Source organism: Rhizobium sullae, from assembly GCF_900169785.1.
In the GTDB taxonomy this organism is placed as follows: Bacteria; Pseudomonadota; Alphaproteobacteria; order Rhizobiales; family Rhizobiaceae; genus Rhizobium; species Rhizobium sullae.
In genome coordinates this window covers 17,591-44,445 of record NZ_FWER01000048.1, presented here as the reverse complement: position 1 = coordinate 44,445, position 26,855 = coordinate 17,591, and the positions used below count along the sequence as shown (strand labels likewise).

Below are 26,855 nucleotides of genomic sequence, written 5' to 3'. Positions count from 1 at the left end.
GCTTCACCCAGCCCGCCTTCGGCAGCAGGATTCCCTTCTCACCGAAGGAGATCTGCTTCGGGTCTGGGAAGCGGAAGGATTCGTTCTGGAACTTCCGTCTCGCCTTCGGGTACGCCGCGTGGCCCTTGAAGAAGTTCTTGAACGCCTTGTCGAGGTCGACGGCCGCCTGCTGCAGGCAGTGGTTCGGAACGTCCTTGAGGAACGGCAGATGGGCCTTCAGGCCCGGCAGTTCCTTGATCTGGTCGAACGAGGACAGGCGGTGCCTGGACGGCATCGCATACGCCATGCTCCGCTGCTCGAGGCAGAGGTTGTAGACGAGGCGGCAGCAGCCGACGGTCTGGCGGAACAGCCGCGCCTGCCGCGCGTCCGGGTAGATCCTGTATCGATAGCCCAGCCGTTCCTTCATCGGAACGACCATAGAATGTTCTTCATATGTTCCGCAAGCGCCCGCGGATGCCGGACCGGAACATGGTTAACGGCGTCCCGTCCGCCTTACCCCGCCCGGAAGGACGAGGTTTGCGGCGGACACGTTCCGATCAAGTTCATCTGTCTCGATGACGGTGTGAGCGACATTCACCGTGGCGAGTTGCAAGCTCATCTCCCAGCACAGCGTGGACTTGCCAACGCCGGCCGGTCCCGTAATCAATGTGATCTCCATGCCGTTTCCATTGTCCTTCCAATCTTCAACCGACTGCAATTTGCTGGAGCTTGAACCGCGTTGGAAGTGGCAAGCGTCATTTCGCTCTGCGCCATCACATCTTATCAGCAAGGATACTGGCTGCCGGCGGTCTGGGTCCCTGCAATCTAGGTTGGTAAGACTAGTTCGACATCACTAGATTTCGCCCGAAACCTCGCGGCGTCTGCGATCGAGCTCTTCGCTGTAGCGGCGAAGCGTATAGCTTTCGCTGAGCTGGCCGACCACGCGGCGCTCGATCAGATTGTTGAGCACGGCGAGCGCTTCGCTCTCCGTCTTGTCGAAGATCGCCGCCGCCTGCTTTGCGTTCATCTGCGGCTGCAGGAAATCGTTCCGGTAGCGGATGAAATCCTTCAGACCCTTACCCTCGTCGTCAGTGTCGACCGGGCTCGCGTAGATTTCCGGAACGTGCACGATGCCGGCATATTTGTCGGCGTCGTCGACCAGGATGACGCGCTGCCGCGAACCGATCGGAAAGGCCTTCTTGAATTCGTCGATCGTGATATTGGCCTTTGCCGTCTTCACGTCCGAGCGCATCAGCTTGTCGACCGTCAGATTGCGGATCCAGCCGACATCATGGGCGCTGCGGATGCTCTCGCCGCGAAGATGAAAACGCCAGGTGGCGAAGGAGTAACCGAAGGTGCTCCGGACGACGAGCGACGAGGTGATGACAGCCGCCAGCACCAGCGCGGTGATCGGAAAGTCGCCGGTTATCTCGAGCGCCAGGAAGGTCATCGTCAGCGGCCCGCCGATGACGGCAACGGCGAGCGAACTCATACCGACCACGGCATAGATCACCGGCGTCAGCGTCGCGTGCGCGAAATAGGGTGCCGAATAGGCGAAAAGCTTGCCGAGCAGCGCTCCCATGAAGAGTGAGGCGAAGAAGAGGCCGCCCCTGAAGCCGGAACCGATCGAGACGGCCGAAGCGAAAGATTTCAGCAGGAAGAGGCCGATCAGGACCGTGACGGCGACATCGCGGTCGAGATTGAGATGCAAGGCGCCATGGCCCGCGGAAAGCACCTGAGGCGTAATCATCGCCAGAAGGCCGACGACGATGCCGCCGAGTGCCGGGCGAAGCGGCGTCGGAACCGAACTTTTACGCGCGAGTTCCTCGATGAAGGCTACGCCCTGCATGATGAGGATACCGACGCCGGCGCAGAAGGCGCCAAGCAGCAGGGCAGGGATATAATCGGCCGGAACCACCGTGCCGAATTCACCGACGTCGATCATGAAGTCGCTTCCCGCCAGCAGGCGCGCGACGAGCGTCGAGACGAGCGCAGAAACGACGACCGGCGTCAGCGAAACGATCGTGTACGTTCCGATGATGAGTTCGAAAGCGTAGAAGGCGCCGGTCAGCGGCGCGTTGAAGGCGGCGGCGATCGCACCGGCTGCGCCGCAGCCGACAAGGACGCGCAGATCGGCGCGGCGAAGCTGCAGCTTCAGTCCGAGCTTGGAGGCGATGCCTGCCGCGAGCTGGACGTAGCCGGCCTCAAGGCCGACAGAGGCGCCGAAGCCGTTCGAAACCAGATTCTGGACGGCGACGATGATGCTGTCCGTCAGCGACAGTCGGCCGCCATGCAAAGCATTTGCTTCGATCGGGTCGACCATGGGCTTCTTGCGGGTTCGCGCGAGAATAAAAAACACAAGGCCGAGAAGAATCCCACCGCAGACTGGCGCGATCAGAAGCAGGAATTTGTCGTTTATCTGCGACGCACTCAGCCTCTCGATCTCGCTGATGCCGAAGATCAGGCGGTGCAGCTCGCGCGAGAGCAGGCTCATGCCGGTGACCGCGAGGCCCGACGTCACGCCGACGGCGATCCCGGCAAAGACCATGCCCATTTCGCTGCGGCGGGCAAGCGCGCGAATCCGCCCTGCATCAAGCAGGCGATAGAGCTGGTGGAGGCGCGGGAAATTCAATTTCGTGAGCATATGCAAAGAACTAGGTAACGGCCAACACCGTCAAGGGCGATTAGGGCACGTGCTCCCGAAATATGGCGAAAGGCCGGCGCGAACCGCACCGCGACCTTGAACCTGTTCTCCGCTGGTTCCGTTTGGCGTGCGCGATTGACTTCGACAGGCGGCTTGCCTAACGATGAACAATCTTACGGATGGTTCCGGAACGGCAGATGCCGTGCCGGATGAAAAGGGAATGTGAAGGGACGGACCCAAGCCGGGCGTCTTCATCACAGCCGACCCCGCGACTGTAGAGCGGTCAGGGTCTTCCATCCGGCGTTCGGGCCAATTCACGGCTGTTTCGCATGTCGCGGAGCGGGTGAAGCGGCAAGGCGCCGGAAAAGCCACTGGAAATGCATCGTGATCAGCCGGGGCAGGACGCCTCTATTTCTACGAATCGTCCGCCCTTTCACGAAGACGCAGCCGGGAAGGCGAGGAAGACCCGCTGGCACGATAGGGCGACCTCAATGGTCGCCCTGTCGTGCCAAACCCGCGAGCCAGGAGACCTGCCATGCGTGCCGGGCGAAGAGCCCATTCTGGGGCATTGTTCCCCGCTGCCAGCACGGAGGTTGTCATGGCTGAACGATGGAATTTTATGCCGTATTTTGCGGCTTCTTTGCGGGACACCGCACTTTCGACTTCCCGCATTCCTGTCCTCGGACTTTGCCCGGGAACCAGCACAGGAATCCAGTGCGCCCAAGACCTTGGGCGCAGAAGACTCCCAAAAACGAAAAAGGTCATTCACGGCGAAGACGCGCCGTGGCTGGATTCCTGTGACAAGCACAGGAATGAGGGACGGAGAGGTTGTGTGGTGCTATCCCTTCCGGGGTCTGCATCCTGATGACCTCATCTTCACCCGGCACTGCCTTCGTCCTCGGCGGCGCGCGTTCCGGCAAATCCCGCTTCGCCGAGCGGCTGATCGCCGATAGCGACCTTGAGCGCCACTACGTCGCGACCGGCCGGGCGTGGGACGAAGAGATGCGTGCGCGCATCGAGCAGCATAAGGCCGATCGGGGTCCGCTCTGGACGACACACGAGGAGCCACTGGATCTCCTCTCCCGTCTCTCCGCGATCGACCGCAAGGGTCGGGCGATCCTCGTCGATTGCCTGACGCTCTGGGTCACCAATTTGATGATGGAAGAGCGCGAGATGGCGGCGGAATTCGTTGCCCTTGCGTCGTTTTTGCCAAAGGCCAAGGCGCGGCTCGTCATCGTTTCCAATGAAGTCGGCCTCGGCATCGTGCCGGAAAGTCGGATGGCGCGGGATTTCCGCGATCATGCCGGACGGCTGCACCAGATGATCGCGGCGGAAGCCGCGGACGTGTATTTCATCGCGGCCGGTCTGCCGCTGAAAATGAAGGGTTGAACCTATGAACCAGCAGAAGATCCCCGCAACGGTCATCACCGGCTTCCTTGGCGCCGGCAAGACGACGATGATCCGCAATCTGCTTTCCAATACCGGCGGCAAGAAGATCGCGCTGATCATCAACGAATTCGGCGATCTCGGCGTCGACGGCGACGTATTGAAGGGTTGCGGCGCGGAAAACTGCACCGAGGACGACATCATCGAGCTTACCAATGGCTGCATCTGCTGTACCGTTGCCGATGATTTCATCCCGACCATGACGAAGCTTTTGGAGCGCGCGCAGCGCCCGGACCACATCATCATCGAAACCTCCGGCCTTGCCCTGCCGCAGCCGCTCGTTGCCGCCTTCAACTGGCCGGATATCCGCAGCGAGGTGACGGTCGATGGGGTCATCACCGTCGTCGACAGCGCGGCCGTCGCCGCCGGCCGTTTCGCCGATGACCACGATGCGGTGGATGCGCGCCGCGCCGATGACGCATCCCTCGATCATGAAAGCCCGATAGAAGAACTCTTCGAGGATCAATTGACCTGCGCCGACCTCATCGTGCTCAACAAGACCGACCTCCTTGACGGCGAGGGGCTCGGCCGCGTGCGCCGCGAAGTAACCTCCCGCATTGCCCGCAAGCCGGCGATGATCGAGGCGAGAAACGGCGAGGTTCCCGCAAGCGTGCTGCTCGGCCTCGGAATCGGCACGGAAGGGGACATCGTCAACCGCAAATCCCATCACGAGCTGGAGCATGAGGACGGCACGCCGCACGACCATGACGAGTTCGACAGCTTCGTCGTCGAACTCGGTCCGATCACCGATCCGGCAGGCTTCGCCGAGAAGCTGAAAGGCGTGATTGCCAAGCACGACGTCCTGCGCCTGAAGGGCTTTGCCGATGTCGCGGGCAAGCCGATGCGTTTGCAGGTCCAGGCGGTCGGCAGTCGCATCGACCAGTATTTCGACCGCGCCTGGGCGCCAGGCGAAGCACGCGGCACGCGCCTTGTAGTGATCGGTCTGCATGAGATGGATCAGGGCACGGTCCGCAATGCCATCCAGGCACTCGTCTAAGGCTCGGCCATGCATCTGCTTCTTGCCCAGAAAGGAACGATCAGCGATGGCGAGGAGGCGATCGACCTCGGCCAATCGCCGGGCGATATCCTGTTCTTGTCCGCAGCGGACACGGAGCTTTCGGCGATCGCCGCGGCTCACGCACAAGGCGGCAGGCCTTTTTCGCTCCGGCTCGCCAGCCTTATGAGCCTCAAGCACCCGATGTCCGTCGATGCCTATATCGAGCGGACTGCGCGGCATGCCAAGCTGATCATCGTCCGGGCGCTTGGGGGCGCGAGCTATTTCCACTACGCGCTGGAGGCGCTGCACACCTGCGCTGCGCGGCATGACGCGATGATCGCGGTGCTGCCCGGGGATTCCAAGCCGGATGCGGGATTGGCGCCTTTTTCGAATGTGCCGCTCGATGATCTGAATGCGCTCTGGTCCTATCTGATCGAAGGCGGCGACGGGAATTCGCGGGGCTTTCTCGATTATGCCGCGGCGATGCTTGCCGGTGACGGGAAGCCGGGCGCGGCAGCGCCGTTGATGAAGGCCGGCATCTGGTGGCCGGGCAGAGGTGTGATTGGGATTGAGGAGTGGAAGGCCGCCGCAGCCTCCATCTTCTCTCCAGCGGGGAGAAGATGCCCTTCAGGGCAAATGAGGGGCGTGAGCGACGCAAGGAGCGAACAGGGCCGCGAAGGTGATGCTGGCGATTGCCGTGCTTCCCCTTCATCCGACCCTTCGGGCCACCTTCTCCCCCTTGGGGGGAAGGGAAGTTCCGGCGAACTCCCGACCGTCGCCATCAGCTTCTACCGCGCCCTCGTCCAGAGCGGTGAAACGGCCCCCATCGAAGCGCTCATCGAAGCGCTGGCGGCGGAAGGCCTGCGTCCTCTGCCGGTCTTCGCCTATAGCCTCAAGGACCCGGTATCGACCGGCATTCTCGAACGCATCTTAACAGAAGCGCCGCCTGACGTGGTGATCAACACGACGGGCTTTGCCGTCTCCGCGCCCGGCGCCGATCGCGCGGCAACGGTCCTAGAATCCAACGGCGCCGTCGTTCTCCAGGCGATTTTCTCCGCTTCGTCCAAGGAAGCATGGGCCTTGTCGTCCCAAGGTCTTTCCGCCCGCGATCTCGGCATGAACGTCGCGCTGCCCGAGGTCGATGGCCGCGTGCTGGCGCGCGCCGTTTCGTTCAAATCCGCCGCCCGCTACGACGCGGCCGTCGAAGCCAATATCGTCGCCAGCGAGCCGGATGCCGATCGTATGCGTTACACGGCGAAACTCGCCGCTAACTGGGCGTGTCTGCGAAGCAGGCAGGTTGCGGACCGCCGCATCGCGTTGGTGCTTGCGAATTATCCGAACCGCGACGGGCGCCTCGGCAACGGCGTCGGTCTCGATACGCCGGCCAGCACCATCGAGGTGCTGGAGGCGATGCGGGATGCGGGTTACACGGTTTCCGATTTCCCGGCCGATGGCGATGCGCTGATGCGGCACCTCGCCGACGGGCCGACCAACTCCGGACGCGATGGAAGGGTGATCCGCGAGACGCTTTCATTGAGCGGATACAAATTGTTCCTCGCGTCTCTTCCGAAAAAGGTTCAGAACGAAGTTACCGCCCGTTGGGGCGATCCGGCATCCGATCCGTATTTCACGGATGGCGGTTTCGCCCTGCCTTTCACGCGTTTCGGTAATGTCCTCATCGGCATTCAGCCTGCACGTGGCTACAACATCGACCCGAAGGAAAGCTACCATTCGCCGGACCTCGTGCCGCCGCATGGCTATCTTGCCTTTTATGCCTTTCTCCGTGAGAAGTTCGGCGCTGATGCCGTGATCCATATGGGCAAGCACGGCAATCTGGAATGGTTGCCGGGAAAGGCGCTGGCGCTGTCTGCGGAATGCTATCCCGAGGCAATCCTCGGCCCGCTCCCGCATCTCTATCCCTTCATCGTCAACGATCCGGGCGAGGGCACGCAGGCCAAGCGCCGCGCAAGCGCCGTCATTATCGACCACCTGACGCCGCCGCTGACGCGGGCCGAAAGCTACGGTCCTCTCAAGGACCTGGAAGCGCTGGTCGACGAATATTACGAAGCCTCCGGCAGCGATCCGCGACGAATCCGGCTGCTCAGCAAGCAGATCCTCGATCTCGTCGCCGACATCGGCCTCGACCAGGATGCCGGGATCGCTAAGGGCGAGACCGAGGATGAGGCGCTGAAGAAGCTCGACGCCTATCTCTGCGACCTCAAGGAAATGCAGATCCGCGACGGCCTGCACATCTTCGGCGTCGCGCCGGAAGGCCGGTTGCTGATTGATCTCACGGTGGCACTGGCGCGCGTCCCGCGTGGTTTGGGCGAGGGCGGGGATCAGAGTTTGCAGCGGGCGATTGCGGCGGATGCGTTTGCAGCGGAGGGGGATAAGCCCCACGCTCCACATTTCGATCCACTAGACTGCGATATGTCGGCGCCCTGGCTCGGTCCGCGGCCATCGCAGTTGGCAGAGACTTCCAACGCCCCCTGGCGCACCAGCGGCGACACTGTCGAGCGCATCGAACTGCTTGCCGCAAAGCTGGTTTCCGGCGAACTTCCATGCCCGCTGGACTGGGCCGCCACGCGCGCGGTGCTCTCCGAGATCGAAAACCGCCTGAAGCCCTCCATCCTCGCTTGCGGCAAGGCCGAAATCGCGGGCTTTCTGCGCGGTCTCGACGGCCGGTTCGTCGCGCCAGGCCCCTCCGGTGCGCCGACGCGCGGCCGGCCAGATGTGCTGCCGACGGGACGGAACTTTTATTCGGTCGACAGCCGCGCCGTCCCCACGCCTGCGGCCTACGAACTCGGCAAGAAATCGGCCGAATTGCTCGTTCGCCGCTACGCTCAGGATCACGGCGAATGGCCGGTCTCCTTCGGTCTGACGGCCTGGGGAACCTCGAATATGCGCACCGGCGGAGACGATATCGCCCAGGCGCTGGCGCTGATCGGCGTCAAGCCGCTCTGGGACATGACCTCGCGGCGCGTCACCGGCTACGAGATAATTCCGCCGGCGCTGCTGCGGCGCCCACGGGTCGACGTGACGCTGCGCGTCTCCGGCTTCTTCCGCGATGCCTTTCCGGAACAGATCGCCTTGTTCGACCGGGCAATCCGCGCCGTCGGCGCGCTGGATGAAGATGCCGCCGACAACCCGATTGCCGCTCGCATGCGCGGTGAGGCTGCGCGGCTCGCCGCAGCCGGGCTCGACGAGGCATCCGCGCAGAAGCGCGCCGGGTACCGCATCTTCGGCTCCAAACCCGGCGCCTATGGCGCGGGCCTGCAGGCTCTGATCGACGAAAAGGGATGGGAGCGTCGCGCCGACCTGGCGGAAGCCTATCTCGTCTGGGGCAGCTACGCCTATGGCGCGGCAGACGAAGGCAAGGCCGAACGCGGTGTCTTCGAGGAGCGCCTGCGCTCCATCCAGGCCGTGGTGCAGAACCAGGACAACCGTGAGCACGACCTGCTCGACAGCGACGACTACTACCAGTTCGAAGGCGGCATGGCGGCGGCCGCGGAGCAATTGGGTGGAACGCGTCCCGCGATCTACCACAACGATCACTCGCGGCCGGAAAAGCCGGTGATCCGCTCGCTGGAAGAGGAGATCGGCCGCGTCGTGCGCGGGCGTGCCGTCAATCCGAAGTGGATCGATGGCGTTATGCGCCATGGCTACAAGGGCGCTTTCGAGATCGTCGCGACCGTCGATTATCTCTTTGCCTTCGCGGCAACGACGGGGGTCGTCGGAGACCATCATTTCGAAGCCGTCTACCAGGCCTTCGTCGCCGATCCGAAAGTCCGCGATTTCATGGCGGAAAAGAACCCGGCGGCTTTAAGGGAAATGAAGGAGCGGCTGCTCGAAGCGATCGAGCGCAGGCTCTGGACGCCGCGCAGCAATTCGGCGCGCTTCGATCTCGCGCCGTCACGTCACGCAGAAACGGTATAAACCAGGGAAGAACAATGAGCGAAGAACCAGTGGAAACCGGCCAGAAGGACGATGCACGTCACGCCGAAAAGATGGCTAAAAAGAAGGCCGCGCGCGACAAGATCATGGCGACGAAGACGGACGAGAAGGGTCTGATCATCGTCCACACTGGAAAGGGCAAGGGCAAATCGTCCGCGGCCTTCGGCATGATCTTCCGCCATATCGCCCACCGCAAGCCGTCGGCCGTCGTGCAGTTCATCAAGGGCGCGATGTGGACCGGCGAGCGCGACCTGATCGAGAAGCATTTCTCCGACGTCTGCCAGTTCCACACAATGGGCGAGGGCTTCACCTGGGAAACACAGGACCGCGCCCGCGATATGGCCGCCGCCGCCGCTGCCTGGGAAAAGGCGAAGGAGTTGATCCGCGACGAGCGCAACTCCATGGTGCTGCTCGATGAGATCAACATCGCGCTCCGCTACGACTATCTCGACGTGAACGAGGTCATCGCATTTCTCAAGGCCGAAAAACCCCACATGACGCACGTCGTGCTGACCGGCCGGAACGCCAAGGACGAGTTGATCGAGATCGCCGACCTTGTCACGGAGATGGAACTGATCAAGCATCCGTTCCGCTCCGGCATCAAGGGACAGCCCGGCGTGGAGTTCTGACGGCGGGTCAATGACCCGGCAGGTAATCGACGGCCATTGCCAGGCTCCACAGGCGAAGAGGGTTCGTCGGATCGGACAGGAGCTTGATCGTGAACGCAATGCAGACCGTCACAAGCAGCGGCTTGATGAGCCTGGCGCCGGTGCGCATCGCAAGCCGTGAGCCAAACTGGGCGCCGAGGAACTGGCAGACACCCATCATGAGCCCGATCGTCCAGAGCGTTGCGCCGAAGGAGGCGAAGACGATGAGTGCGCCGATGTTCGAGCCGAGGTTCAGAAGCTTGGTATGCGCCGTTGCCTTCAGCATGCCGAAGCCTGCAAGCGTCACGAAGGACAGCATGAAGAAGGAGCCCGTGCCGGGGCCGAAAACGCCGTCGTAGAAGCCGATCAGCGGCACGAAGGTCATGCCGAAGACGAAGGGGGTGATACGGCGGTGCTTATCGAGGTCGTTGAGGTTCGGCTTGAAGGCGAAATAGAGCGCGATCGCGATAAGCAGCACCGGCATGATGGCGCGCAAGACATCGCCGGGCACGATCGTCGCAAGAGCCGCGCCGAGCGCTCCGCCCATCGCCGCCATCATGGCCATCGGCAGTTGTTTGCGAAGGTTCACATGGCCTTTCCGCGCATAGGCGATGGTGGCGGATGCTGCTCCGAAAACGGATTGCACCTTATTCGTGCCGAGTGCCTGGAGCGGTGGAATCCCGGCGATCAGCATCGCCGGGACGGTGATGAGCCCGCCGCCGCCCGCGATGGCATCAACGAAGCCGGCGAAGAAGCCAGCGAGGCAAAGGAGAAGAAGCAGATGGGGAGCGATATCGGACAAGGCGAACTCGAAGGCGCGATTGAAGTCCGCGCCATGTTGCATTTCCGGTCTCCGGCTGCAATGGCTGGCAGGACACGCATGCAGTCTTTCAAAACGGGCTAATGACCGAAATCACGTTCGATATTTCGCGCCGCCACGTCCTCGGCCTCGGTTGCGAGCGCGGCACGCCGGCCGATGAGGTCATGGCGCTTGCGGCCGAGGCGTTGCGGCTGGCCGGTCTGGCGCCCGGTGAACTCGCCGCCATCGCGTCGATCGACGGCCGGGCCGGGGAACCTGCTATTCTTGAAGCCGCCAGACACCTCAGCTTGCCGATGCTGTTTTTCAGCGCCGCACGCCTTGAGGAAGAGACGCCGCGCCTTAAGAATCCATCCGATATTGTCTTTGCCCGCATCGGCTGCCACGGCGTTGCTGAATCCGCTGCGCTTGCTGCTGCCGGCCAGGTGGCGGAGCTCGCGGTGCCCAAGATCAAATCCGCGCATGCAACCGCGGCGATCGCCCGCATGCGGTTGCAGAAAGAATAACGGGCGTTATGGTGCCCCATTTCGCTAGTCGTCCCTTGGACGGCAGCGGACAGCATAAAAAGGAAATCTCATGCACAAGGTCATTTATGACACGGACCCGGGCGTCGATGACGCCATGGCGCTCCTTTTCCTGCATCGTCATTCGGACATCGATCTGATCGGCATCACGACCATCTTCGGCAATGCCTCGATCAAAGCGACGACGCGCAACGCGCTGTTTCTGAAGCGCGAATGGAATATCCCGGCACCTGTTGCCAAGGGTGCTAGTATCACGATCGATCCTTCGCGCGAGGAAATTGGCTGGCCAACTTTGGTTCACGGCGACAACGGTCTCGGCAATATCGAAGTACCGGAAACGGTGGATCTGCCGCTTGATCCGCGTCCGGCCTACCGATTCATCATCGACACGGTGCGCGCCAATCCGGGGGAGGTGACGCTCGTTGCCGTCGGCCGCATGACGAACCTTGCGCTGGCGCTCAAGGACGATCCGGAAATCGCCAAGCTCGTGAAAGCCGTCGTCATCATGGGCGGCAATTTCTATGTGCCGGGCAATGTCTCCCCGGTCGCGGAAGCCAATATTCACGGCGATCCCGAAGCTGCCGATATCGTCTTGACCGCGCCGTGGGAGGTGACCGTCGTCGGCCTCGACGTGACCTCGATCACGACCATGAGCCGGAGCTATCTCGCCGCTGCCGCTGCAAAGGGCGACAAGGCCGTGAAGATGCTGAACGACCTCTCACAGTTCTACATCGATTTCTACACGCATGCGGTTGATGACGGCATGATGGTGCATGACAGCTGCGCCTGCGTCTATGTCGTGGCGCCGGAACTCTTCACGACCATCACCGGCTCCGTTCGGGTCGTCTGCGGCGGCATTGCCGACGGTCAGACGATCGTCAAGCCGGATGGCCGCCGTTTCCCGCCGGGAAAGTGGGACGGCCTGCCGAGCCAGATCGTCTGCACCGGCGTCGAATCAGAAAAGGTCAACGACCTCATTCGTGAGACGCTGCTGCGCGTCTGAGGAAATACGGACCGGCCGGCGGCTTCTGCCGGTCCGTTCTTGCCGAGTCTAATCAATGGGATGGCTCGGCGTCTTCAAAAATTGAGTATGATTAAATTCGACAACCTGCGATCGCGAGTTGTCCTCGCCGTTGACCTTGCCTGCAGCCGGGCATAGATCACCTGAATGATCGAAAACGCGTTCTCACATCTGCCGGCGCTGGAGCCGGGCAGCGTCTGGCTCGTCGGCGCCGGGCCGGGCGATCCTGGCCTCCTGACGCTGCTTGCCGCCAAGGCGATGGCGGAAGCCGATGTGATCGTCCACGATGCGCTGGTGGACGAGGAATGTCTGAAGCTCGCGCGGGATGACACCGTTCTCGAATATGCCGGCAAACGGGGCGGCAAGCCTTCCGCGAAGCAGCGGGACATCTCGCTTCGCCTGGTCGAACTCGCGCGCTCCGGCAAGCGCGTTCTCAGGCTGAAGGGCGGCGATCCCTTCGTTTTCGGCCGCGGTGGCGAAGAGGCACTTACGCTGGTCGAGCACAACATCCCGTTCCGCATCGTGCCGGGGATCACGGCCGGCATCGGCGGGCTTGCTTATGCGGGTATTCCGGTCACTCATCGCGACATCAACCATGCGGTCACGTTCCTCACCGGCCATGATTCTTCCGGCATCGTGCCGGATGCGATCAACTGGGAGGCGATCGGCCGCGGTTCGCCGGTGATCGTCATCTATATGGCGATGAAACATATCGCCCAGATCAGCACCAACCTGATCGCTGCGGGCCGCAAGGCGTCGGAGCCGGTCGCCTTCGTTTGCAATGCGGCAACCAGCGGACAGCAGGTTCTGGAAACGACGCTTGGCGAGGCACCGGCGGCCATCATAGCCTCGGGCCTTGAGCCGCCTGCGATTGTCGTCGTCGGCGAGGTCGTGAGACTGCGCGCGTCGCTCGATTGGTTGGGCGCGCTCGCAGGCCGCAGGCTTGAGCCCGATCCGTTTCGCCGCACGGAAGGAAAGGTGACGGCATGAGCGGATTGCTGATCGCTGCGCCGTCCTCCGGCTCCGGCAAGACCACGATCACACTCGGCCTGCTTCGGGCGCTTCGCAACCGTGGCGTCGCGATCGCTCCCGGAAAGGCGGGCCCGGATTATATCGACCCTGCCTTTCACGCCGCCGCCAGCGGCACGCCCTGCCTGAATTTCGATGCCTGGGCGATGCGGCCCGAGCTGATTTCCGCCAATGCCGCGCTGCACCGGTCGGGCGATCGCATTCTCGTCATCGAGGCGATGATGGGCCTCTTCGACGGTGCCGCCGATGGCAAGGGGACCGCGGCCGATCTCGCCGCTATGCTCCGTCTATCGGTCGTGCTCGTCGTCGACGCCTCGCGCATGTCGCATTCGGTTGCGCCGCTCGTCAGCGGCTTTGCGGGTTTTCGCGCCGATGTGCGGATCGCAGGCGTCATTCTCAACAAGGTGGGCAGCGAGCGACACGAGACGATGCTGCGCCAGGCCCTCGATGCCATCCGCATGCCGGTCATCGCGATCATCCGCAGCGACAAGACGCTGGCGCTTCCTGAGCGGCATCTCGGCCTCGTCCAGGCTGGCGAGCATCAGGGGCTGGAAGCCTTTATCGAGCACGCCGCCAAGGCAGTCTCGGCCGAATGCAATTTCGAATTTCTTCTGCGCATCGCGCGGCAAGGCCTCAACGTCCCCTCGGCGGCGAACATCCATCGGCTGGCGCCGCTCGGAAGCCGGATTGCCGTTGCCCGCGACATCGCCTTCGCCTTTTCCTACGAACATATGCTGCTCGGCTGGCGGCGGCGCGGGGCAACGATCTCCTTCTTCTCGCCGCTGGCCGACGAAGCACCCGCCGCCGATGCCGACGCGATCTACCTGCCGGGCGGCTATCCGGAACTGCATGCCGGAGAGATCGCAGGCGCGCAGAATTTCCGCCGGGGGATGATCGAGGCTGCGGGACGCGGCACGCGCATTTACGGCGAGTGCGGCGGCTACATGGTCCTTGGCGAAGGATTGATCGATGCCGGCGGCGCACGGCACGAGATGCTCGGCCTTCTGCCGCTCGTCACCAGCTATGAAGAGCGCAGCCGGCATCTCGGCTATCGCCGCGTTCAGCCCGTCGACGGGGCACTTTTTGATCATGCCATGACGGCCCATGAGTATCATTACTCCACTGTTGTTCGGGAAGGCGAGGCCGACCGGCTTTTCTGTGTGAGTGACGCGCTGGACATCGATCTCGGCAAGGCCGGCCTTCGCCGCGGCCAAATCGCTGGCTCCTACATGCATCTGATCGACCTTGCCGGAGCGACTGCATGAGCGCTCCGATCATGCATGGCGGCGGGATCACGGCCGCTGCCGCTGCCTTCGGCGGAAGGCCGGAGGATTGGCTTGATCTTTCGACCGGCATCAATCCAAGCCCGGCCGCGCTGCCGGACATCCCGGCGGAATCCTGGCATCGCCTGCCGGATGAGCATCTGGTGCAATCCGCCGTTGCCGCTGCCCGCGACTATTACCGCAGCGGCGACCTCCTGCCGCTGCCTGTTCCCGGCACGCAGTCCGTCATCCAGCTTCTGCCGCGGCTGGTCGAGCCCGGCAGGCGCATCGCGATCGTCTCGCCGACCTATGGCGAATACGAAAAGGCGTTCCGGTCGGCGGGCTTTGTCGTTGATGCGGTCAATGGGATCGGCGCTGTCGATGACCGGCATGCGCTTGCCGTCGTCGTCAGTCCGAACAATCCCGACGGCCGAAGCCATCGGCCGGACGAACTGGCCGCACTGCATGAACGGCTCAAAGGGCAGGGCGGTTATCTCATCGTCGACGAAGCCTTCGGCGATGCCGAGCCGAATTTGAGTCTCGTGCCGCTGGCATCCCGGCTTTCAAATCTCATCATCTTCCGTTCGTTCGGAAAATTCTTCGGGTTCGCAGGTCTACGGCTCGGCTTCGTTGTAGCGGCAAGCGATATCCGCGAGCGTTTCGAGGATTGGCTTGGTCCCTGGGCCGTGTCCGGCCCGGCGCTGTCGATTGCCGCGTCCTTGCTGCGGTCGGATAGCACTCCCATCATCCGCCGAATCGCCGAGCGCCAGGATGCCTTGCGGGGCGCGCTAAAAAGTGCCGGTTTGAAAATAGCTGGCGGTACGCCGCTCTTCGCGCTTGTCGAAGACAGCCGCGCCGGCGGCATTCATCTGCATCTCTGCCGCCACCATATTCTTGTCCGCAAGTTCGACTATGCGCCGGAATGGCTGCGTTTCGGCCTCGCGCCCGATTCTGCTGCAGACAAAAGGCTTGCGGCCGCTTTGGAAAGTTTTGACGGATGACGATCGACGAAAATCTCCTCGTGCTTTTGCTGGCACTCCTTTTGGACCGGATCGTCGGCGACCCGGATTGGCTGTGGTCGCGGCTGCCGCATCCCGTAGTCATTTTTGGAAAGGCGATTTCGCATTTCGACCGGCAGTTCAACCGCGAGACGCTGACGAAGGCCGAGCGGCGGCTGAACGGCACGGTGTCGATCACTGTCCTGCTCGCATTCAGCGCCGTCGCCGGACTCGTGCTGCACTGGTTCTTCGGCCTGTTCGGCTTTGTCGGCATTCTGCTCGAGGTTGTCTGCGTCGCGGTCTTCCTGGCGCAGAAGAGCCTAGCGGATCATGTCTCCGCGGTAGCAGAAGGCTTGCGCGGCGAGGGTATAGTCGGCGGACGCAGGGCCGTCTCCCGCATTGTCGGCCGCGATCCGGAAACACTGGACGAGCCGGGGGTCTGCCGCGCGGCGATCGAAAGCCTCGCCGAGAATTTCTCCGACGGCGTCGTTGCGCCGGCGCTCTGGTATGCCGTCCTCGGCCTGCCCGGCCTGTTCATCTACAAGATGCTGAATACCGCGGACTCGATGATCGGCCATAAGTCGGACAAGTATGTCGATTTCGGCTGGGCTTCTGCCCGCCTGGATGACTTGGCGAACTGGCCCGCTGCGCGTCTTACCATCCTGCTGATTGCCGCAGGCGCCTGGCTTCGGCGCGGTGCAAACGCCAGCCGTGAGGCCTTGCGGGTTGCGATCCGCGACGGCGGTCTGCATCGCTCGCCGAATTCCGGCCGGCCCGAGGCGGCGATGGCCGGTGCGCTCGATGTTCAACTGGCGGGCCCGCGCGTCTATTCCGGCATCGTCGTCAGCGAACCGATGATCAATGGCGCAGGCCGCGGCACCGCGACCGTCAAGGATGTCGAGGACGGCGTTGCGGTCTTCAATGCGAGCTGCATGATACTGGCGATCACGGTGTTTCTGGCATTCGCTGTTCTGCTCTGACGGCGGTTCCGCAAGGCCGCTTCGACTACCTGTTTGTGGAGCCGGCGGATGCTTCGGTGCCGCTGCCGGCCGCCGATTCTCAGGTGGGACGGCGAATGGCCCGCACTTTCCCGCTTCGTCCGCCGCCGCAGTAGAATTGATCGCTGCCGTTCGACTCGAGCCCTGAAATGCCCATTCCAGGCGGCATTTCGACGCTCTCCAGAACCTTGCCCGTTTCCGGATCGATATGCCTCACCTCGCTTTCGTCGGCTTCCCAGGTGGCGTGCCAGAGCTCGCCGTCGACCCAGGTGACGCCGGTGACGAAGCGGTTGGAATCGATGGTGCGAAGAATAGCGCCCGTTTGCGGATCGATCTGATGGATTTTCCGATCCCGGTACTGCCCCACCCAGAGCGTCCCCTCGGCCCAAGCAAGCCCGGAGTCGCCGCCGCCGGGTGCCGGTATCGTGGCGAGCACGCGGCCGGTCTTCGGGTCGATCTTCTGGATTCTATCCTCAGCGATCTGAAACAGGTGCTCGCCGTCGAAGGCCGTCCCTGCGTGCGCGGCAACATCAATGGAGCGCACCATCTCTCCACTCCCGGGGTCGAGGGCGTTCAGTTTGTCTCCGGAGGCAAACCAGACGTGCTGGCCATCGAAGGTGACGCCGGCCACGTCCTCGGCACCCGGAAAGGGTCCATATTCACGGAGGATTTCAGCTGCGGATCTTTTCATGATTCCACCCTGTCATTTCAGGTTTCAACTCAGGCCCTGACCTTAATTACCCGGCAGCGGACCGGGGAGTAACAAGATTGTCGGGAATCCCGGCACAGGCGGGGTCATCCAGCGGCGCGCCCGTCCGCGGCCATAAGACTGCACCTTGCCTGCTGCCGCAAGCTGCTCGAGCGCCCTTTGCACGGTGCGAGGACTTGCTCCAAGCGCAATGGCGAGTGCCGAGCTCGACCACGACTCGCCATCGGCGAGAAAGGCGAGCACCGCCGCATGCTGCTCTTCGACGGGCGGCGCCAGCACGACGATCTCGCGGGTATGACGCGGTGCCAGCGCGAAGCCTCGCTTCGTTGCCCTAACGTCTGCCAGCGCCCGAAGCTCAGCGCGCAGCCGGCCGATTTCCACCCTCAGCCGCGCGCGATGCGATTCATCGGCATGTTTTGCCCGGAACGCGCGAGCGAGAAGCGTGCCCCTCGACACGTCCCCGGGCCAGGCTTCGCTGAGCGCGCGGGCAAGCGCGAACAAGACCGGGCGCGTGGCGAGCGAGACCGCCACGCCTGCGTTCCACACGACGTGGCGGCACGCGTCCACGACGAGCGCCTCCGACGCCAGGAGCGTTTCGACCTCATCGAGCAGGAGGGGACGTTCCTCGCCACGCGAAATCAGGCGCGCCGCCGGCGTTATCAGGAGGAGGGACGCTCTTTCGACCTCCGCGCTCAGCGCCGGGATAGCCGCTTCGCGTGCGGCGTGTTCGGCACGAACGAGCGCGGCCCGCGCCGCCTTCGTCTGCAGGCGCCGGATCGCGATCCCCGCGGCTACCAACTCATGGGCGACCCTCGAAGCAGGCGGGAACGGCGTGGGATCGAGGCCTGCGAGAATGCGCTCAGCTTCGTCGAGGCGGCCGATCAGGAGCAGCCGCCGGACCTCGAGATTGCTGGCATGCGCGGCGTTGATATGGTCGCCGTGTGCTTCGAGTGTCGCCCGCGCGGCGTCGAGCGCCTTCGCCGGCCAGGTAAGGTCTCGCGAGACGAGTGCGATCTCGGCCTCGGCGACGACGCACCTCGCGCGGGCCGTAGCCTCTCTCGGACCGAAGGCGCGCGCCGCACTCTTGAGTAGAGCCTTGGCTCGGTCGAGATCGCCGAGCTGCGCCATCGCGATGCCTCTGAGCGCGAGCGCCGGCGCGTCGTCACGGAGGGCGACCCGCTTCAGTGCGCCGAGGGGATCGCCCGCCGCGAGGGCACGTGCCGCAGCAGTGATCAGCGAGTCCATCGGAATCCCGTCACACTTGTAACTCCCACCATGTCGATAACCGGCCCTAGTCTATTCACGACCAGCAAGCAACACGCCGCACCAAAAATGGACGGCGACAAACAACCAAAGGAGAAGAACGATGACGGCACACGTAACCGGAACACGCGAAGAGTGGTTGTCGGCACGGCTCGACCTGCTTGAGGATGAGAAGGAACTGACGCGGCGCAGCGACGCTTTGGCGCTGCGCCGTCAGGAATTGCCCCGGGTCCGGATCGACAAGGACTACCGGTTCGAAACCGGCGAAGGAAGCGCCTCGCTGGCGGACCTTTTCGGCGGGCGCTCGCAGCTTCTCGTCTACCACTTCATGTTCGGCCCCGACTATACGGCCGGATGCCCGTCATGCTCTTCGATCGCCGATGGGTTCAACGGCATCGTCGTCCATCTTGAGAACCACGACGTCGCCTTCTCGGCGGTCTCGCGCGCGCCGCTCGCAAAGCTGCAGGCGTTCAAGCAGCGGATGGGCTGGACCTTTCCCTGGGCGTCGTCGAACGGCGGCGACTTCAACCGTGACTTCAGCGTCTGGTTCACCGAGGAGGAACAGCGTGAGGGCAACATTGAATACAACTTCCGCCGTGAACCGCCGGCACCCGAGCCGCTCGCCGGAAAGACCGTTCAGGAATGGCAGTTGCGCGGCAGCGATGGGCCGGTCGCGCAGATCGCGGCCATGACCGGAACGGACGTTCCCACCTACACGCGCGACAGGCCTGGTCTCAGCACGTTCGTGCTCGAAGACGGCGTCGTCTACCATACCTATTCCAGTTATGCGCGCGGACTGGACGGCCTGTGGGGAATGTACCAGTGGCTCGACCGTGCGCCCAAGGGGCGCAACGAGCACGGCGTCTGGTGGCGCCACCACGACGAGTACGGCAAGCAAGTTCGCCGGGAGGTTCACAACCATGATTGCTGCTCAGCGTGAAACTGCGGGCGCCTCCGGCGGAAGCGGCAACCTGGCCGCCCTCGGTGCCGCCGATTGGCTATCCCTTGCGGCGGCCCCGACCTTCGCGGTCATGGCGCTGCTGACAGGGGTCTCCGGCGGTGCGGACATGATATGCTCTGCCGCAGCCGATGCGTCACCGCTGACCGGAATGGTCCCGATGTACTTGCTCATGAGCACCTTCCATTTGGCGCCGTGGCTGAAGCTGATCTCCAGCCGGCGAGGCGGTGCGCGCCGGTCTTGATCGGATGTTTGCCTCGCGGCAAGCATAGCCTCAAGTTCACGACGGAGTGGCGACGCCGGCATGATCGGTATTAAAGCAATCTGCGGCGCAATCAACTGGTGCCATTTGCTGCCGAATATCGCGGGCAAGGCTGCCGGATCGACGTTCCGGGCCTTGCCCGGACTGCTGTTTCGGCAACAGTTGTCCGTCAAATTTGAAAGCAGATTGTGCGAAAGCATTGGCTTTTGAAATGGATTTGCCTATGAGGGGGATAAATTCGTCATTCAAAGAGGTACAGTGCGTGACCGCTACATTCGATAAAGTTGCCGACATCATTGCAGAAACCAGCGAGATCGATCGCGAGACGATCACGCCGGAGAGCCATACGATCGACGACCTCGGTATCGACAGCCTCGATTTCCTCGATATCGTTTTCGCCATCGACAAGGAATTCGGCATCAAGATCCCGCTCGAAAAGTGGACGCAGGAAGTCAACGAGGGCAAGGTTTCCACCGAGGAATATTTCGTGCTGAAGAACCTCTGTGCCAAGATCGATGAGCTTCGCGCCGCCAAGGCCTGAGCGACACAGCTATCTTTTTTTCTCCGCCCTGCCTCTGCGAACTGTAGCGGCCGGGCGGTTTTGTTCCTAACTAGGCGTATCCGGCGCTCTCTTCCCTGCCGGGCTGGAGGATCCGATGCTGCTGGAATATTTCCAGATGATTGACCGCGTGGAAGCGGTCGACCTCGAAAAGGGTGTGCTCAAGGCGCGTTCCGTCGTGCCGGCGAAAAGCCCCGTCTTCGAAGGCCATTTTCCGGGGATGCCGCTCGTTCCGGGCGTGCTTCTCATCGAAACCATGGCGCAGGCTTCCGGCATGCTGGTGCTGGCCGCGACCGATTTTGCCGCGATGCCATTCCTGATGTCGGTCGACGGCGCCAAAATGCGCACCTTTGTCGAACCCGAGGCAGTTCTCGACATCGAGGCGTTTCTGGAGCATGACGGGTCCGGTTTTGCCGTGACCAGGGCAAAGATCACGAGCGGCGGCAAGAAGGTCTGCGATGCGCAATTGAAGCTGCGCACCATGCCTTTCAGCGAGGTTCCGCTCGGCGATATCGTGAAGAAGCGTGCGGGCGAGGTTGGTTTGATGGATGCGATCGCCGCGCAGGGAGTAAAGGGATGAGCAAGGCTCAAAATGATGTCGTCATCACCGGCGTCGGTATCGTCACCTGTCAGGGCGTCGGCAAGGATGCGCATGTCGCGCTTTTGACGGCAGGCCGGGCGCCGGAGCCGATCGTCGAGACGGAGAAGTTCAAGCCCTATCCGGTGCATCCGCTGCCGGAAATCGACTGGTCGCAGCAGATCGCCAAGCGTGGCGATCAGCGCCAGATGGAGAACTGGCAGCGCATCGGCGTCTTTGCCGCCGGCCTGGCGCTCGATGACGCGGGCTTCAAGGAGAATGCGGAAGCCTGCGGCACGATGGACATGATCGTGGCGGCCGGTGGCGGCGAGCGTGACATCAATGTCGATACGCTGATCGTCGACGAAGGCCTGAAGCGCAATGATCGCGAGCTCTTGCTCAATGAGAAGCTGACCACGGAACTGCGCCCGACGCTCTTCCTGGCGCAGCTTTCCAACCTGCTCGCCGGCAATATCTCGATCGTCCACAAGGTCACCGGCTCCTCGCGCACCTTCATGGGCGAGGAGGCTGCCGGCATCTCCGCCGTCGAAACCGCGTTCCACCGGATCAAGTCGGGTGAATCCTCGCACGCACTCGTCGGCGGCGCCTTTGCCGCCGAGCGGCAGGACATGATCCTGCTGCCCGAAGCGATCGGCGCCCACCTACGAGGTAAATGGGCGCCGCTTTGGTCGCGCAAGGATAGCGAAGGCGGCGGCATGATCCTCGGTACGGCCGGGTCGTTTCTCATTCTGGAATCGCGTGAGCATGCGCAGGCGCGAGGCGCGCATATCTACGCGACGATCGATTCCATCGAAGGCGACCGCGGCAGTCGGAACGCCGGTAACCTCGAGGCCCGTCTCGAGCGCCTGCTACAGCCGGCCAAGACGCTTGCGCCGGAAACGACTGCGATCTTCTCGGGCTCGACCGGTATGCATGACCTGGCAGAGCGCGAGAAGGTTGTCCTGGAGCATCAGCTTCCGGGTGCGGCCGTCCGCGGCTTCAGCGGCGTGTCCGGCCATGCCATCGAAGCGCAGTTTACCCTTGGCCTTGCCTTTGCGGCACTCGCCGTCGACAGCAAGGCGAAGGTGCCGCCTTTCGACGCTGCCCATGAAAAGCCGATGAGTGCTGGTACCACGGCCGCAGTCGTGACCACGATCGGCCACCAGCGCGGCGAGGGTGTCGCCGTTCTTTCCGCGGATGCGTGAGGAGTGATCATATGACAGAAGCGACTTACAAGGATCATCTCGGCCGGCCGATCGTCGCGGTCACGGGTATGGGCATCATCACCTCGCTCGGCCAGGGTCTCAAGGACAACTGGGCCGCGCTGACCTCCGGCACCTCCGGGATCCACGGCATCACGCGCTTTCCGACCGACGGACTCTCGACCCGCATCGCCGGCACTGTCGATTTCATCGACATCCCGGTGCCGAACGCCGTCGAGCGCTCCTATGCCTTTGCGCGCGAAACGACGATCGAAGCGCTCACCGATGCCGGCATCTCCGGCGATTTCAACGGTCCGCTCTTCCTTGCTGCGCCGCCGATCGAGCCGGAATGGAGCGCCCGCTTCGATCTCGCCGACCGCTCGCCGCCGTCCGGTCATCCGGGTGACGCCTACGAGCGGTTCCTCGCCGCGATGCGCCAGCGGACGGATGCGGCCTTCCATGAAGCGGCATTGTTCGGCGCGATCTCCGAGCGTCTGGCCGACCGTTTCGGTACGCGCGGGCTGCCGGTCACGCTGTCGACCGCCTGCGCCTCGGGCGCGACGGCGATCCAGCTCGGCATCGAGGCGATCCGTCAGGGCCGGACCGATCGTGCCCTTGCTGTTGCCACCGACGGTTCGCTGAGCGCTGAAGCACTCATCCGCTTCTCGCTGCTGTCCGCGTTGTCGACGCAGAACGATCCGCCGACCAAGGCTTCCAAGCCCTTCAGCAAGGATCGCGACGGTTTCGTCATCGCCGAAGGTGCAGCAACGCTGGTCCTCGAATCGCTGGAAGCGGCAGTCGCGCGCGGCGCCAAGGTGCTCGGGATCATGAAGGGCGCCGGCGAAAAAGCCGATTCCTTCCACCGCACCCGTTCGTCGCCCGACGGCGGCCCGGCGATCGCGACGATCCGTGCAGCACTTGCCGATGCGGGCATCGACGCAAGCGGCATCGGCTACATCAACGCGCATGGCACGTCGACGCCGGAAAACGACAAGATGGAGTACGGCTCCATGCTTGCCGTCTTCGGCGAGCGGATGGCCTCCATTCCGCTGTCGTCCAACAAGTCGATGATCGGCCATACGCTGACGGCGGCCGGCGCGGTCGAAGCGGTGTTCTCGCTGCAGACCATGCTCACAGGCACGCTGCCACCGACGATCAACTACAACAACCCGGATCCGACGATCGTTCTCGATGTCGTGCCCAACAAGAAGCGCGAACAGCAGGTTTCAGCCGTGCTTTCGAACTCTTTCGGCTTCGGCGGGCAGAACGCCAGCCTTGTCATGGCGCTCGAACCGGCTTAAGCGGTTGCCGACAAAACAAGAGAGATAAACCGCCTTCAAGGCGAGAGGTTTTCGTATGCGCGCTTTGCAATTGGTCGACGACCGTAAGCTTGAGATCACCGACCTGCCGGAACCGGATGCTCCGGCTGCCGGCGAGGTGACGCTGCGCGTCAAGGCAGTCGCCCTCAACCATATTGATGTCTGGGGCTGGCGCGGCATGGCATTTGCAAAGCGCAAGATGCCGCTCGTCATCGGAGCGGAGGCTTCAGGCGTCGTGGAGGCCATTGGTCCTGGTGTTGCGAATGTCCTGCCCGGCCAGCTCGTTGCGATCTACGGCGCGCGCACCTGCGGCCTCTGCCGTCCGTGCCGCGAAGGCCGCGACAATCTCTGCGAACACGTCTCGGGCGTTCACGGTTTCCATCTCGACGGTTTCGCGCAAGAGAAGGTGAACCTTCCTGCCCGCCTGCTCGTTCCGGCCCCTCCCGGCGTCGATGCCATAGGCGCGGCTCTGGCGCCTGTCACCTTCGGCACGGTCGAGCATATGCTTTTCGACAATGCCAAGCTCGAACCCGGTGAGACGATTCTTGTCCATGCCGGCGGTTCAGGCATCGGCACGGCTGCCATCCAGCTCGCTAAGAAGATCGGCTGCACAGTCATCACCACGGTCGGCTCGGACGACAAGATCGAGAGGGCGAAGGCACTCGGCGCCGATCACGTCATCAACTACCGCACCGATCGCTTCGAGGGCGTCGTGCGCAAGCTCACGAAAAAGAAGGGCGTTGATGTCGTCTTCGAACACGTGGGCAAGGATACCTGGGCCGGCTCGATGCTGTGCATGAAGCGCGGCGGCCGCCTCGTCACCTGCGGCTCGACGTCGGGCGTTTCCACCGACATGAACCTGATGATGCTCTTCCAGCAGCAGCTGAAGCTGCTCGGCTCCTTCGGCTGCCGCATGGAGAACATGGCAAACGCCATGCAGAAGATGGGCCGCGGCCTCGTTCATCCGGTCATCGATACCGAAGTCGGCTTCGACGATATCGACCGCGCGCTTGAGCGGATGGAATCCCGGCAGATCTTCGGCAAGATCATCCTGAAGATGGACTGAACCGGTGAAGCTCTTCCTCACCCGGATCGTTCTGAAGCTCGAGCATTTCCGCCAATGGCTGATCGCTCAGGCTGCCTTCGGCTTCATGAATTTCCTGAAGCTGTTTCCGGCTGACGGTGCGATCCGGTTTGCTGATTGGCTGACCCGCAAGATCGGTCCGTACACGCCGCGTCACAAGCTGATGCTCTACAATCTGAAAAACGCCTTTCCCGAAAAGAGCGATGCGGAAATAGAAGAGATCGCCTTCGCAAGCTGGGGCAACATGGGCAGGCTCGCCGCCGAATACGTCTTTCTCGACCGGCTGTTCGATTTCGATCCGGAAAGAACCGAGCCAGGCAGGGTGGAGGTCTCGGGCATCCCGATCTTCCTCGACCTGCGGGACAATCCCCGGCCGTTCATCGTCTTTACGGCGCATACCGGCAATTTCGAACTTCTGCCCGTTGGCGGCGCTGCCTTCGGCCTGCGTGTGACGGTTCTCTTCCGTCCGCCGAACAATCCTTATGTCGCCCAGAAGGTCTTTGATTTCCGCAGCGCCCGCATGGGCAAGCTCGTGCCGTCGCATGCAGGCTCATCCTTTGCCCTGGCGCGTCAGCTCGAAGCCGGGCAGGGCGTTGGCGTACTCGTCGACCAGAAGTTCCGCAAGGGCCTGAAGACCACCTTCTTCGGCCTGGACGTGAAAACGAACCCCTTGTTGCCGAAACTCGTCCGTCAGTTCAACTGCGAGGTTTATCCTGCGCGCTGCATCCGGCTTCCCGGCAATCGCTACCGGCTGGAGATCGAGCCGAAGCTGGACATGCCGCGTGACGAAAAGGGCAATCTCGACGTGACGGCGACTGCGCAGTTGCTGAATGACAAGGTCGAAAGCTGGGTGCGGGAATATCCAGCCCAATGGCTCTGGTACCACGACCGCTGGAAGATAAAGCACGAATTGTTGAAGTGAAGAGACGCCAGCCTCTCATATCTTATCTACTAAAACCCATGTGTCGTTCGCGTTGAATGTGAACGCTGTTCATGTTACCCATCGCTACTAGGGCGAGTAGCGGAATTCATATTAATGTCGTCTGCGTTGAATTCCGTAAAAGCGGGGAAAATATGAATCCCTCTGAAGAATGAGGGACATGGAGGCGCCTTGCTCGAACTTTTGCAGGCTTTTTCGTTACGCTGCTCGCAGATCGACGAGGCGATTCGTCTCGGGGATGATGTGCGTGTTGCAACCCTTGACGGTGGAATCGATCGTTTGGTCCAGGCAATTGTGGGCCACGAGGCAGTCAACCTGATGGAGATGTACATGCAGCTTCAGTTTGTCGGCTATCTGCTGCAGCAGGAAGCAGACGATGCGGCCAGCGTCAGCCATTACGCAGCTGTTCTCACATCTCTTTTGGAGCGTTACTTCGGTGCGTCGCCGCGTCCGGAGTTTGCGCCACCCCCGGAATGGCCGCTGCCTGCGCCGAAGGCCTATGTGCCCAATGTCGACAACGGCAATTTTTTGAATTCGGCGATCTTGGAGACCTTGCCGGATCGCGTCGCTGTGCTCACGCGCGACTACCGCTATCTTTATTCCAATCCGGTGAACTGTGCATATCTCGGACGAAAGCCGATCGAGATGATCGGCCGCCATGTGATGGAGTTCATCGGCGAGGAACTGTTCGTGACGCAGGCGAAGGCCAATTTCGATGCCTGTTTTGCGGGGCAGCATGTCGAATACAACTACGCCCAGCGCGGAGAAACCAAGGCCACGCGTTGCCGCATGTCGCCGTTGCGCGACCTGTCCGGGCAGGTTCTGGGCGCGCTCGTCGTTCTGGAAGCTGCCGATGCCGGCGCGATTTCGACGATTGCGGCTTAGTCGCAAAAAATCTGGCGTTTGTTGCCCCCGAGCTGGAATACCGGTTCGATGCACCTCAGATGTCTGCATCCTACGCTTGCTGATCCGCGCCCAGATTCGCTATTACTATTGGAATTCGCGTCCGATTTGGAGCTTCCCCATGGCCGAGGTTCTACTGTTCCATCACGCACAGGGGCTGACCGCCGGTGTGCGTGCGTTCGCTGACGACTTGCGGATCGCCGGGCACACGGTGCACACGCCGGACCTGTTTGACGGACGCACCTTCCGAAACATCGACGAGGGCGTCGCATACATCGGCGAGATCGGGTTCGACGACATGCGGGAGAAAGGCGTCCGCGTCGCGGACGAACTGCCCCCCGAGCTCGTATACGCAGGGTTCTCATTCGGCGTGCTGCCGGCGCAGAAGCTCGCGCAGTCACGGCCCGGAGCCCGCGGAGCCCTGCTCTTATATTCCTGCCTCCCGATTAGCGGCGAGTGGGCCTTCGGACCCTGGCCGGATGGCGTCCCGGTCCAAATTCATGGCATGGACAATGACCCGATCTTCGTCGGCGAAGGCGACATCGACGCCGCCCGCGAGATCGTGGAGAAGGTGGCCGATGCTGAGCTTTTCCTGTACGATGGCGACCAGCACTACTTTGCCGACAGCTCGCTGCCGTCGTACGATGCGGATGCCACTGCGCTGCTTACCCGACGGGTGATTGAGTTCTTGAACCGTGTCTAACCCGTACTGGCGAGGGCTTGGCTGAGGCGCAACCGGAAGCGTTGTACCAAGCGCCGGATT

At 62.7% G+C, this 26,855-nt stretch carries 27 protein-coding genes and 1 riboswitch; of the genes, 20 read left to right on the top strand and 7 right to left on the bottom strand.

All coding sequences use genetic code 11. The features are described 5' to 3' along the window. From BN1800_RS30165 to BN1800_RS30155, 3 genes are all read right to left on the bottom strand, one after another. Positions 1-418: RNA-guided endonuclease InsQ/TnpB family protein (locus BN1800_RS30165; RefSeq protein ID WP_143534154.1), on the bottom strand; the 418-nt coding region annotated here is incomplete at its 3' end. Between the two features lie 54 nt (positions 419-472). Next, complete coding sequence (locus tag BN1800_RS30160) at positions 473-658, bottom strand: P-loop NTPase family protein (protein WP_087002715.1); 186 nt, start codon at positions 656-658, stop codon at positions 473-475. A 174-nt stretch (positions 659-832) separates the two neighbouring features. Next, positions 833-2,623, bottom strand: a complete 1,791-nt coding sequence (locus tag BN1800_RS30155; RefSeq protein WP_087002713.1) for a chloride channel protein — start codon at positions 2,621-2,623, stop codon at positions 833-835. Between the two features lie 163 nt (positions 2,624-2,786). Then, a riboswitch (cobalamin riboswitch) is annotated at positions 2,787-3,175 on the top strand. A gap of 312 nt (positions 3,176-3,487) precedes the next feature. Here BN1800_RS30155 and cobU point away from each other — a divergent pair. Genes cobU through cobO form a run of 4 tightly spaced genes read left to right on the top strand, consistent with a single transcriptional unit; the run spans position 3,488 to position 9,649 of the window. Beyond that, positions 3,488-4,012, top strand: coding sequence for a bifunctional adenosylcobinamide kinase/adenosylcobinamide-phosphate guanylyltransferase (gene cobU / locus BN1800_RS30150; RefSeq protein WP_087002711.1), 525 nt, complete (start codon positions 3,488-3,490; stop codon positions 4,010-4,012). Between the two features lie 4 nt (positions 4,013-4,016). Further along, the gene (gene cobW, locus BN1800_RS30145; protein WP_027513290.1) at positions 4,017-5,066 is read left to right on the top strand and encodes a cobalamin biosynthesis protein CobW; all 1,050 of its coding nucleotides are present in this window, start codon (positions 4,017-4,019) and stop codon (positions 5,064-5,066) included. 9 nt (positions 5,067-5,075) lie between these two features. After that, positions 5,076-9,002 (top strand): cobaltochelatase subunit CobN, encoded by a 3,927-nt coding sequence (gene cobN / locus BN1800_RS30140; RefSeq protein ID WP_087002709.1) that lies wholly within the window; start codon positions 5,076-5,078, stop codon positions 9,000-9,002. A gap of 14 nt (positions 9,003-9,016) precedes the next feature. Then, complete coding sequence (cobO, locus tag BN1800_RS30135; protein WP_087002707.1) at positions 9,017-9,649, top strand: cob(I)yrinic acid a,c-diamide adenosyltransferase; 633 nt, start codon at positions 9,017-9,019, stop codon at positions 9,647-9,649. A gap of 7 nt (positions 9,650-9,656) precedes the next feature. Here the strand turns inward: cobO and BN1800_RS30130 are convergent, their stop codons facing one another. Then, complete coding sequence (locus BN1800_RS30130; protein ID WP_087002720.1) at positions 9,657-10,469, bottom strand: TSUP family transporter; 813 nt, start codon at positions 10,467-10,469, stop codon at positions 9,657-9,659. A 101-nt stretch (positions 10,470-10,570) separates the two neighbouring features. Between BN1800_RS30130 and BN1800_RS30125 the strand changes: the two genes are divergently transcribed. The 6 genes from BN1800_RS30125 to cbiB all read left to right on the top strand — a co-directional run bounded on the left by BN1800_RS30125 (position 10,571) and on the right by cbiB (position 16,298). Then, positions 10,571-10,990, top strand: coding sequence for a cobalamin biosynthesis protein (locus BN1800_RS30125; protein WP_027513286.1), 420 nt, complete (start codon positions 10,571-10,573; stop codon positions 10,988-10,990). Between the two features lie 70 nt (positions 10,991-11,060). Then, positions 11,061-12,011: a nucleoside hydrolase gene (locus BN1800_RS30120; protein WP_087002705.1), complete on the top strand. Its 951-nt coding sequence runs from the start codon at positions 11,061-11,063 to the stop codon at positions 12,009-12,011. Between the two features lie 165 nt (positions 12,012-12,176). Next, complete coding sequence (gene cobA, locus BN1800_RS30115; protein WP_027513284.1) at positions 12,177-13,019, top strand: uroporphyrinogen-III C-methyltransferase; 843 nt, start codon at positions 12,177-12,179, stop codon at positions 13,017-13,019. Beyond that, positions 13,016-14,323, top strand: coding sequence for a cobyrinic acid a,c-diamide synthase CobB (locus BN1800_RS30110; protein WP_087002703.1), 1,308 nt, complete (start codon positions 13,016-13,018; stop codon positions 14,321-14,323). The genes cobA and BN1800_RS30110 overlap by 4 nt, the downstream gene beginning before the upstream one ends. Further along, a complete protein-coding gene (cobD, locus tag BN1800_RS30105) occupies positions 14,320-15,321 on the top strand; it encodes a threonine-phosphate decarboxylase CobD (protein WP_087002702.1) in 1,002 nt (333 codons plus the stop codon). The genes BN1800_RS30110 and cobD overlap by 4 nt, the downstream gene beginning before the upstream one ends. Next, on the top strand, positions 15,318-16,298 hold the full coding sequence (gene cbiB, locus BN1800_RS30100; RefSeq protein WP_087002701.1) for an adenosylcobinamide-phosphate synthase CbiB: 981 nt from the start codon (positions 15,318-15,320) through the stop codon (positions 16,296-16,298). Before cobD ends, cbiB begins: the two co-directional genes overlap by 4 nt. A gap of 79 nt (positions 16,299-16,377) precedes the next feature. Here the strand turns inward: cbiB and BN1800_RS30095 are convergent, their stop codons facing one another. Beyond that, positions 16,378-17,007 (bottom strand): Vgb family protein, encoded by a 630-nt coding sequence (locus BN1800_RS30095; RefSeq protein ID WP_027513280.1) that lies wholly within the window; start codon positions 17,005-17,007, stop codon positions 16,378-16,380. Between the two features lie 42 nt (positions 17,008-17,049). Continuing rightward, on the bottom strand, positions 17,050-18,270 hold the full coding sequence (locus tag BN1800_RS30090; RefSeq protein WP_087002698.1) for a helix-turn-helix domain-containing protein: 1,221 nt from the start codon (positions 18,268-18,270) through the stop codon (positions 17,050-17,052). A 121-nt stretch (positions 18,271-18,391) separates the two neighbouring features. On the opposite strand from BN1800_RS30090, the gene BN1800_RS30085 reads away from it, so the two are divergent. Next, a complete protein-coding gene (locus BN1800_RS30085; RefSeq protein WP_087002696.1) occupies positions 18,392-19,228 on the top strand; it encodes a DUF899 domain-containing protein in 837 nt (278 codons plus the stop codon). Then, positions 19,209-19,490, top strand: coding sequence for a hypothetical protein (locus BN1800_RS30080; protein ID WP_087002694.1), 282 nt, complete (start codon positions 19,209-19,211; stop codon positions 19,488-19,490). Before BN1800_RS30085 ends, BN1800_RS30080 begins: the two co-directional genes overlap by 20 nt. A gap of 36 nt (positions 19,491-19,526) precedes the next feature. Here the strand turns inward: BN1800_RS30080 and BN1800_RS41625 are convergent, their stop codons facing one another. Further along, entirely contained in the window at positions 19,527-19,757 is a 231-nt protein-coding gene (locus BN1800_RS41625; RefSeq protein ID WP_179213924.1) for a hypothetical protein, read from the bottom strand. On the opposite strand from BN1800_RS41625, the gene BN1800_RS30075 reads away from it, so the two are divergent. The 8 genes from BN1800_RS30075 (at position 19,732) to BN1800_RS30040 (ending at position 26,795) form a co-directional block, all read left to right on the top strand. Continuing rightward, positions 19,732-20,049 carry an acyl carrier protein gene (locus tag BN1800_RS30075; protein ID WP_087002718.1) on the top strand — a complete coding sequence of 106 codons (318 nt, stop codon included), beginning with the start codon at positions 19,732-19,734 and terminating at the stop codon, positions 20,047-20,049. The two genes, BN1800_RS41625 and BN1800_RS30075, sit on opposite strands and share 26 nt — an antisense overlap. A 115-nt stretch (positions 20,050-20,164) precedes the next feature. Continuing rightward, complete coding sequence (locus BN1800_RS30070) at positions 20,165-20,647, top strand: 3-hydroxyacyl-ACP dehydratase FabZ family protein (protein WP_027513276.1); 483 nt, start codon at positions 20,165-20,167, stop codon at positions 20,645-20,647. Next, complete coding sequence (locus BN1800_RS30065) at positions 20,644-21,849, top strand: beta-ketoacyl-ACP synthase (protein ID WP_087002692.1); 1,206 nt, start codon at positions 20,644-20,646, stop codon at positions 21,847-21,849. Before BN1800_RS30070 ends, BN1800_RS30065 begins: the two co-directional genes overlap by 4 nt. 11 nt (positions 21,850-21,860) lie before the next feature. Beyond that, positions 21,861-23,147, top strand: a complete 1,287-nt coding sequence (locus tag BN1800_RS30060; protein ID WP_087002690.1) for a beta-ketoacyl-ACP synthase — start codon at positions 21,861-21,863, stop codon at positions 23,145-23,147. Positions 23,148-23,202: 55 nt separating this feature from the next. After that, a complete protein-coding gene (locus BN1800_RS30055) occupies positions 23,203-24,231 on the top strand; it encodes a zinc-binding dehydrogenase (protein ID WP_087002688.1) in 1,029 nt (342 codons plus the stop codon). Positions 24,232-24,235: 4 nt separating this feature from the next. Then, positions 24,236-25,171, top strand: a complete 936-nt coding sequence (locus BN1800_RS30050; protein ID WP_087002686.1) for a lipid A biosynthesis lauroyl acyltransferase — start codon at positions 24,236-24,238, stop codon at positions 25,169-25,171. 189 nt (positions 25,172-25,360) lie between these two features. After that, the gene (locus tag BN1800_RS30045) at positions 25,361-26,074 is read left to right on the top strand and encodes a PAS domain-containing protein (RefSeq protein WP_087002684.1); all 714 of its coding nucleotides are present in this window, start codon (positions 25,361-25,363) and stop codon (positions 26,072-26,074) included. Between the two features lie 139 nt (positions 26,075-26,213). Continuing rightward, positions 26,214-26,795 (top strand): dienelactone hydrolase family protein, encoded by a 582-nt coding sequence (locus BN1800_RS30040; protein WP_087002682.1) that lies wholly within the window; start codon positions 26,214-26,216, stop codon positions 26,793-26,795. Positions 26,796-26,855 lie beyond the last annotated feature (60 nt).

Excerpts from the sequence above, each read along its gene's own strand:
- BN1800_RS30160 (WP_087002715.1), bottom strand. The coding sequence starts at position 658 with ATGGAGATCACATTGATTACGGGACCGGCCGGCGTTGGCAAGTCCACG.
- BN1800_RS30155 (WP_087002713.1), bottom strand. The coding sequence starts at position 2,623 with ATGCTCACGAAATTGAATTTCCCGCGCCTCCACCAGCTCTATCGCCTG.
- cobU (WP_087002711.1), top strand. The coding sequence starts at position 3,488 with ATGACCTCATCTTCACCCGGCACTGCCTTCGTCCTCGGCGGCGCGCGT.
- cobW (WP_027513290.1), top strand. The coding sequence starts at position 4,017 with ATGAACCAGCAGAAGATCCCCGCAACGGTCATCACCGGCTTCCTTGGC.
- cobN (WP_087002709.1), top strand. The coding sequence starts at position 5,076 with ATGCATCTGCTTCTTGCCCAGAAAGGAACGATCAGCGATGGCGAGGAG.
- cobO (WP_087002707.1), top strand. The coding sequence starts at position 9,017 with ATGAGCGAAGAACCAGTGGAAACCGGCCAGAAGGACGATGCACGTCAC.
- BN1800_RS30125 (WP_027513286.1), top strand. The coding sequence starts at position 10,571 with ATGACCGAAATCACGTTCGATATTTCGCGCCGCCACGTCCTCGGCCTC.
- BN1800_RS30120 (WP_087002705.1), top strand. The coding sequence starts at position 11,061 with ATGCACAAGGTCATTTATGACACGGACCCGGGCGTCGATGACGCCATG.
- cobA (WP_027513284.1), top strand. The coding sequence starts at position 12,177 with ATGATCGAAAACGCGTTCTCACATCTGCCGGCGCTGGAGCCGGGCAGC.
- BN1800_RS30110 (WP_087002703.1), top strand. The coding sequence starts at position 13,016 with ATGAGCGGATTGCTGATCGCTGCGCCGTCCTCCGGCTCCGGCAAGACC.
- cobD (WP_087002702.1), top strand. The coding sequence starts at position 14,320 with ATGAGCGCTCCGATCATGCATGGCGGCGGGATCACGGCCGCTGCCGCT.
- cbiB (WP_087002701.1), top strand. The coding sequence starts at position 15,318 with ATGACGATCGACGAAAATCTCCTCGTGCTTTTGCTGGCACTCCTTTTG.
- BN1800_RS30095 (WP_027513280.1), bottom strand. The coding sequence starts at position 17,007 with ATGAAAAGATCCGCAGCTGAAATCCTCCGTGAATATGGACCCTTTCCG.
- BN1800_RS30090 (WP_087002698.1), bottom strand. The coding sequence starts at position 18,270 with ATGGACTCGCTGATCACTGCTGCGGCACGTGCCCTCGCGGCGGGCGAT.
- BN1800_RS30085 (WP_087002696.1), top strand. The coding sequence starts at position 18,392 with ATGACGGCACACGTAACCGGAACACGCGAAGAGTGGTTGTCGGCACGG.
- BN1800_RS30080 (WP_087002694.1), top strand. The coding sequence starts at position 19,209 with ATGATTGCTGCTCAGCGTGAAACTGCGGGCGCCTCCGGCGGAAGCGGC.
- BN1800_RS30075 (WP_087002718.1), top strand. The coding sequence starts at position 19,732 with ATGAGGGGGATAAATTCGTCATTCAAAGAGGTACAGTGCGTGACCGCT.
- BN1800_RS30070 (WP_027513276.1), top strand. The coding sequence starts at position 20,165 with ATGCTGCTGGAATATTTCCAGATGATTGACCGCGTGGAAGCGGTCGAC.
- BN1800_RS30065 (WP_087002692.1), top strand. The coding sequence starts at position 20,644 with ATGAGCAAGGCTCAAAATGATGTCGTCATCACCGGCGTCGGTATCGTC.
- BN1800_RS30060 (WP_087002690.1), top strand. The coding sequence starts at position 21,861 with ATGACAGAAGCGACTTACAAGGATCATCTCGGCCGGCCGATCGTCGCG.
- BN1800_RS30055 (WP_087002688.1), top strand. The coding sequence starts at position 23,203 with ATGCGCGCTTTGCAATTGGTCGACGACCGTAAGCTTGAGATCACCGAC.
- BN1800_RS30040 (WP_087002682.1), top strand. The coding sequence starts at position 26,214 with ATGGCCGAGGTTCTACTGTTCCATCACGCACAGGGGCTGACCGCCGGT.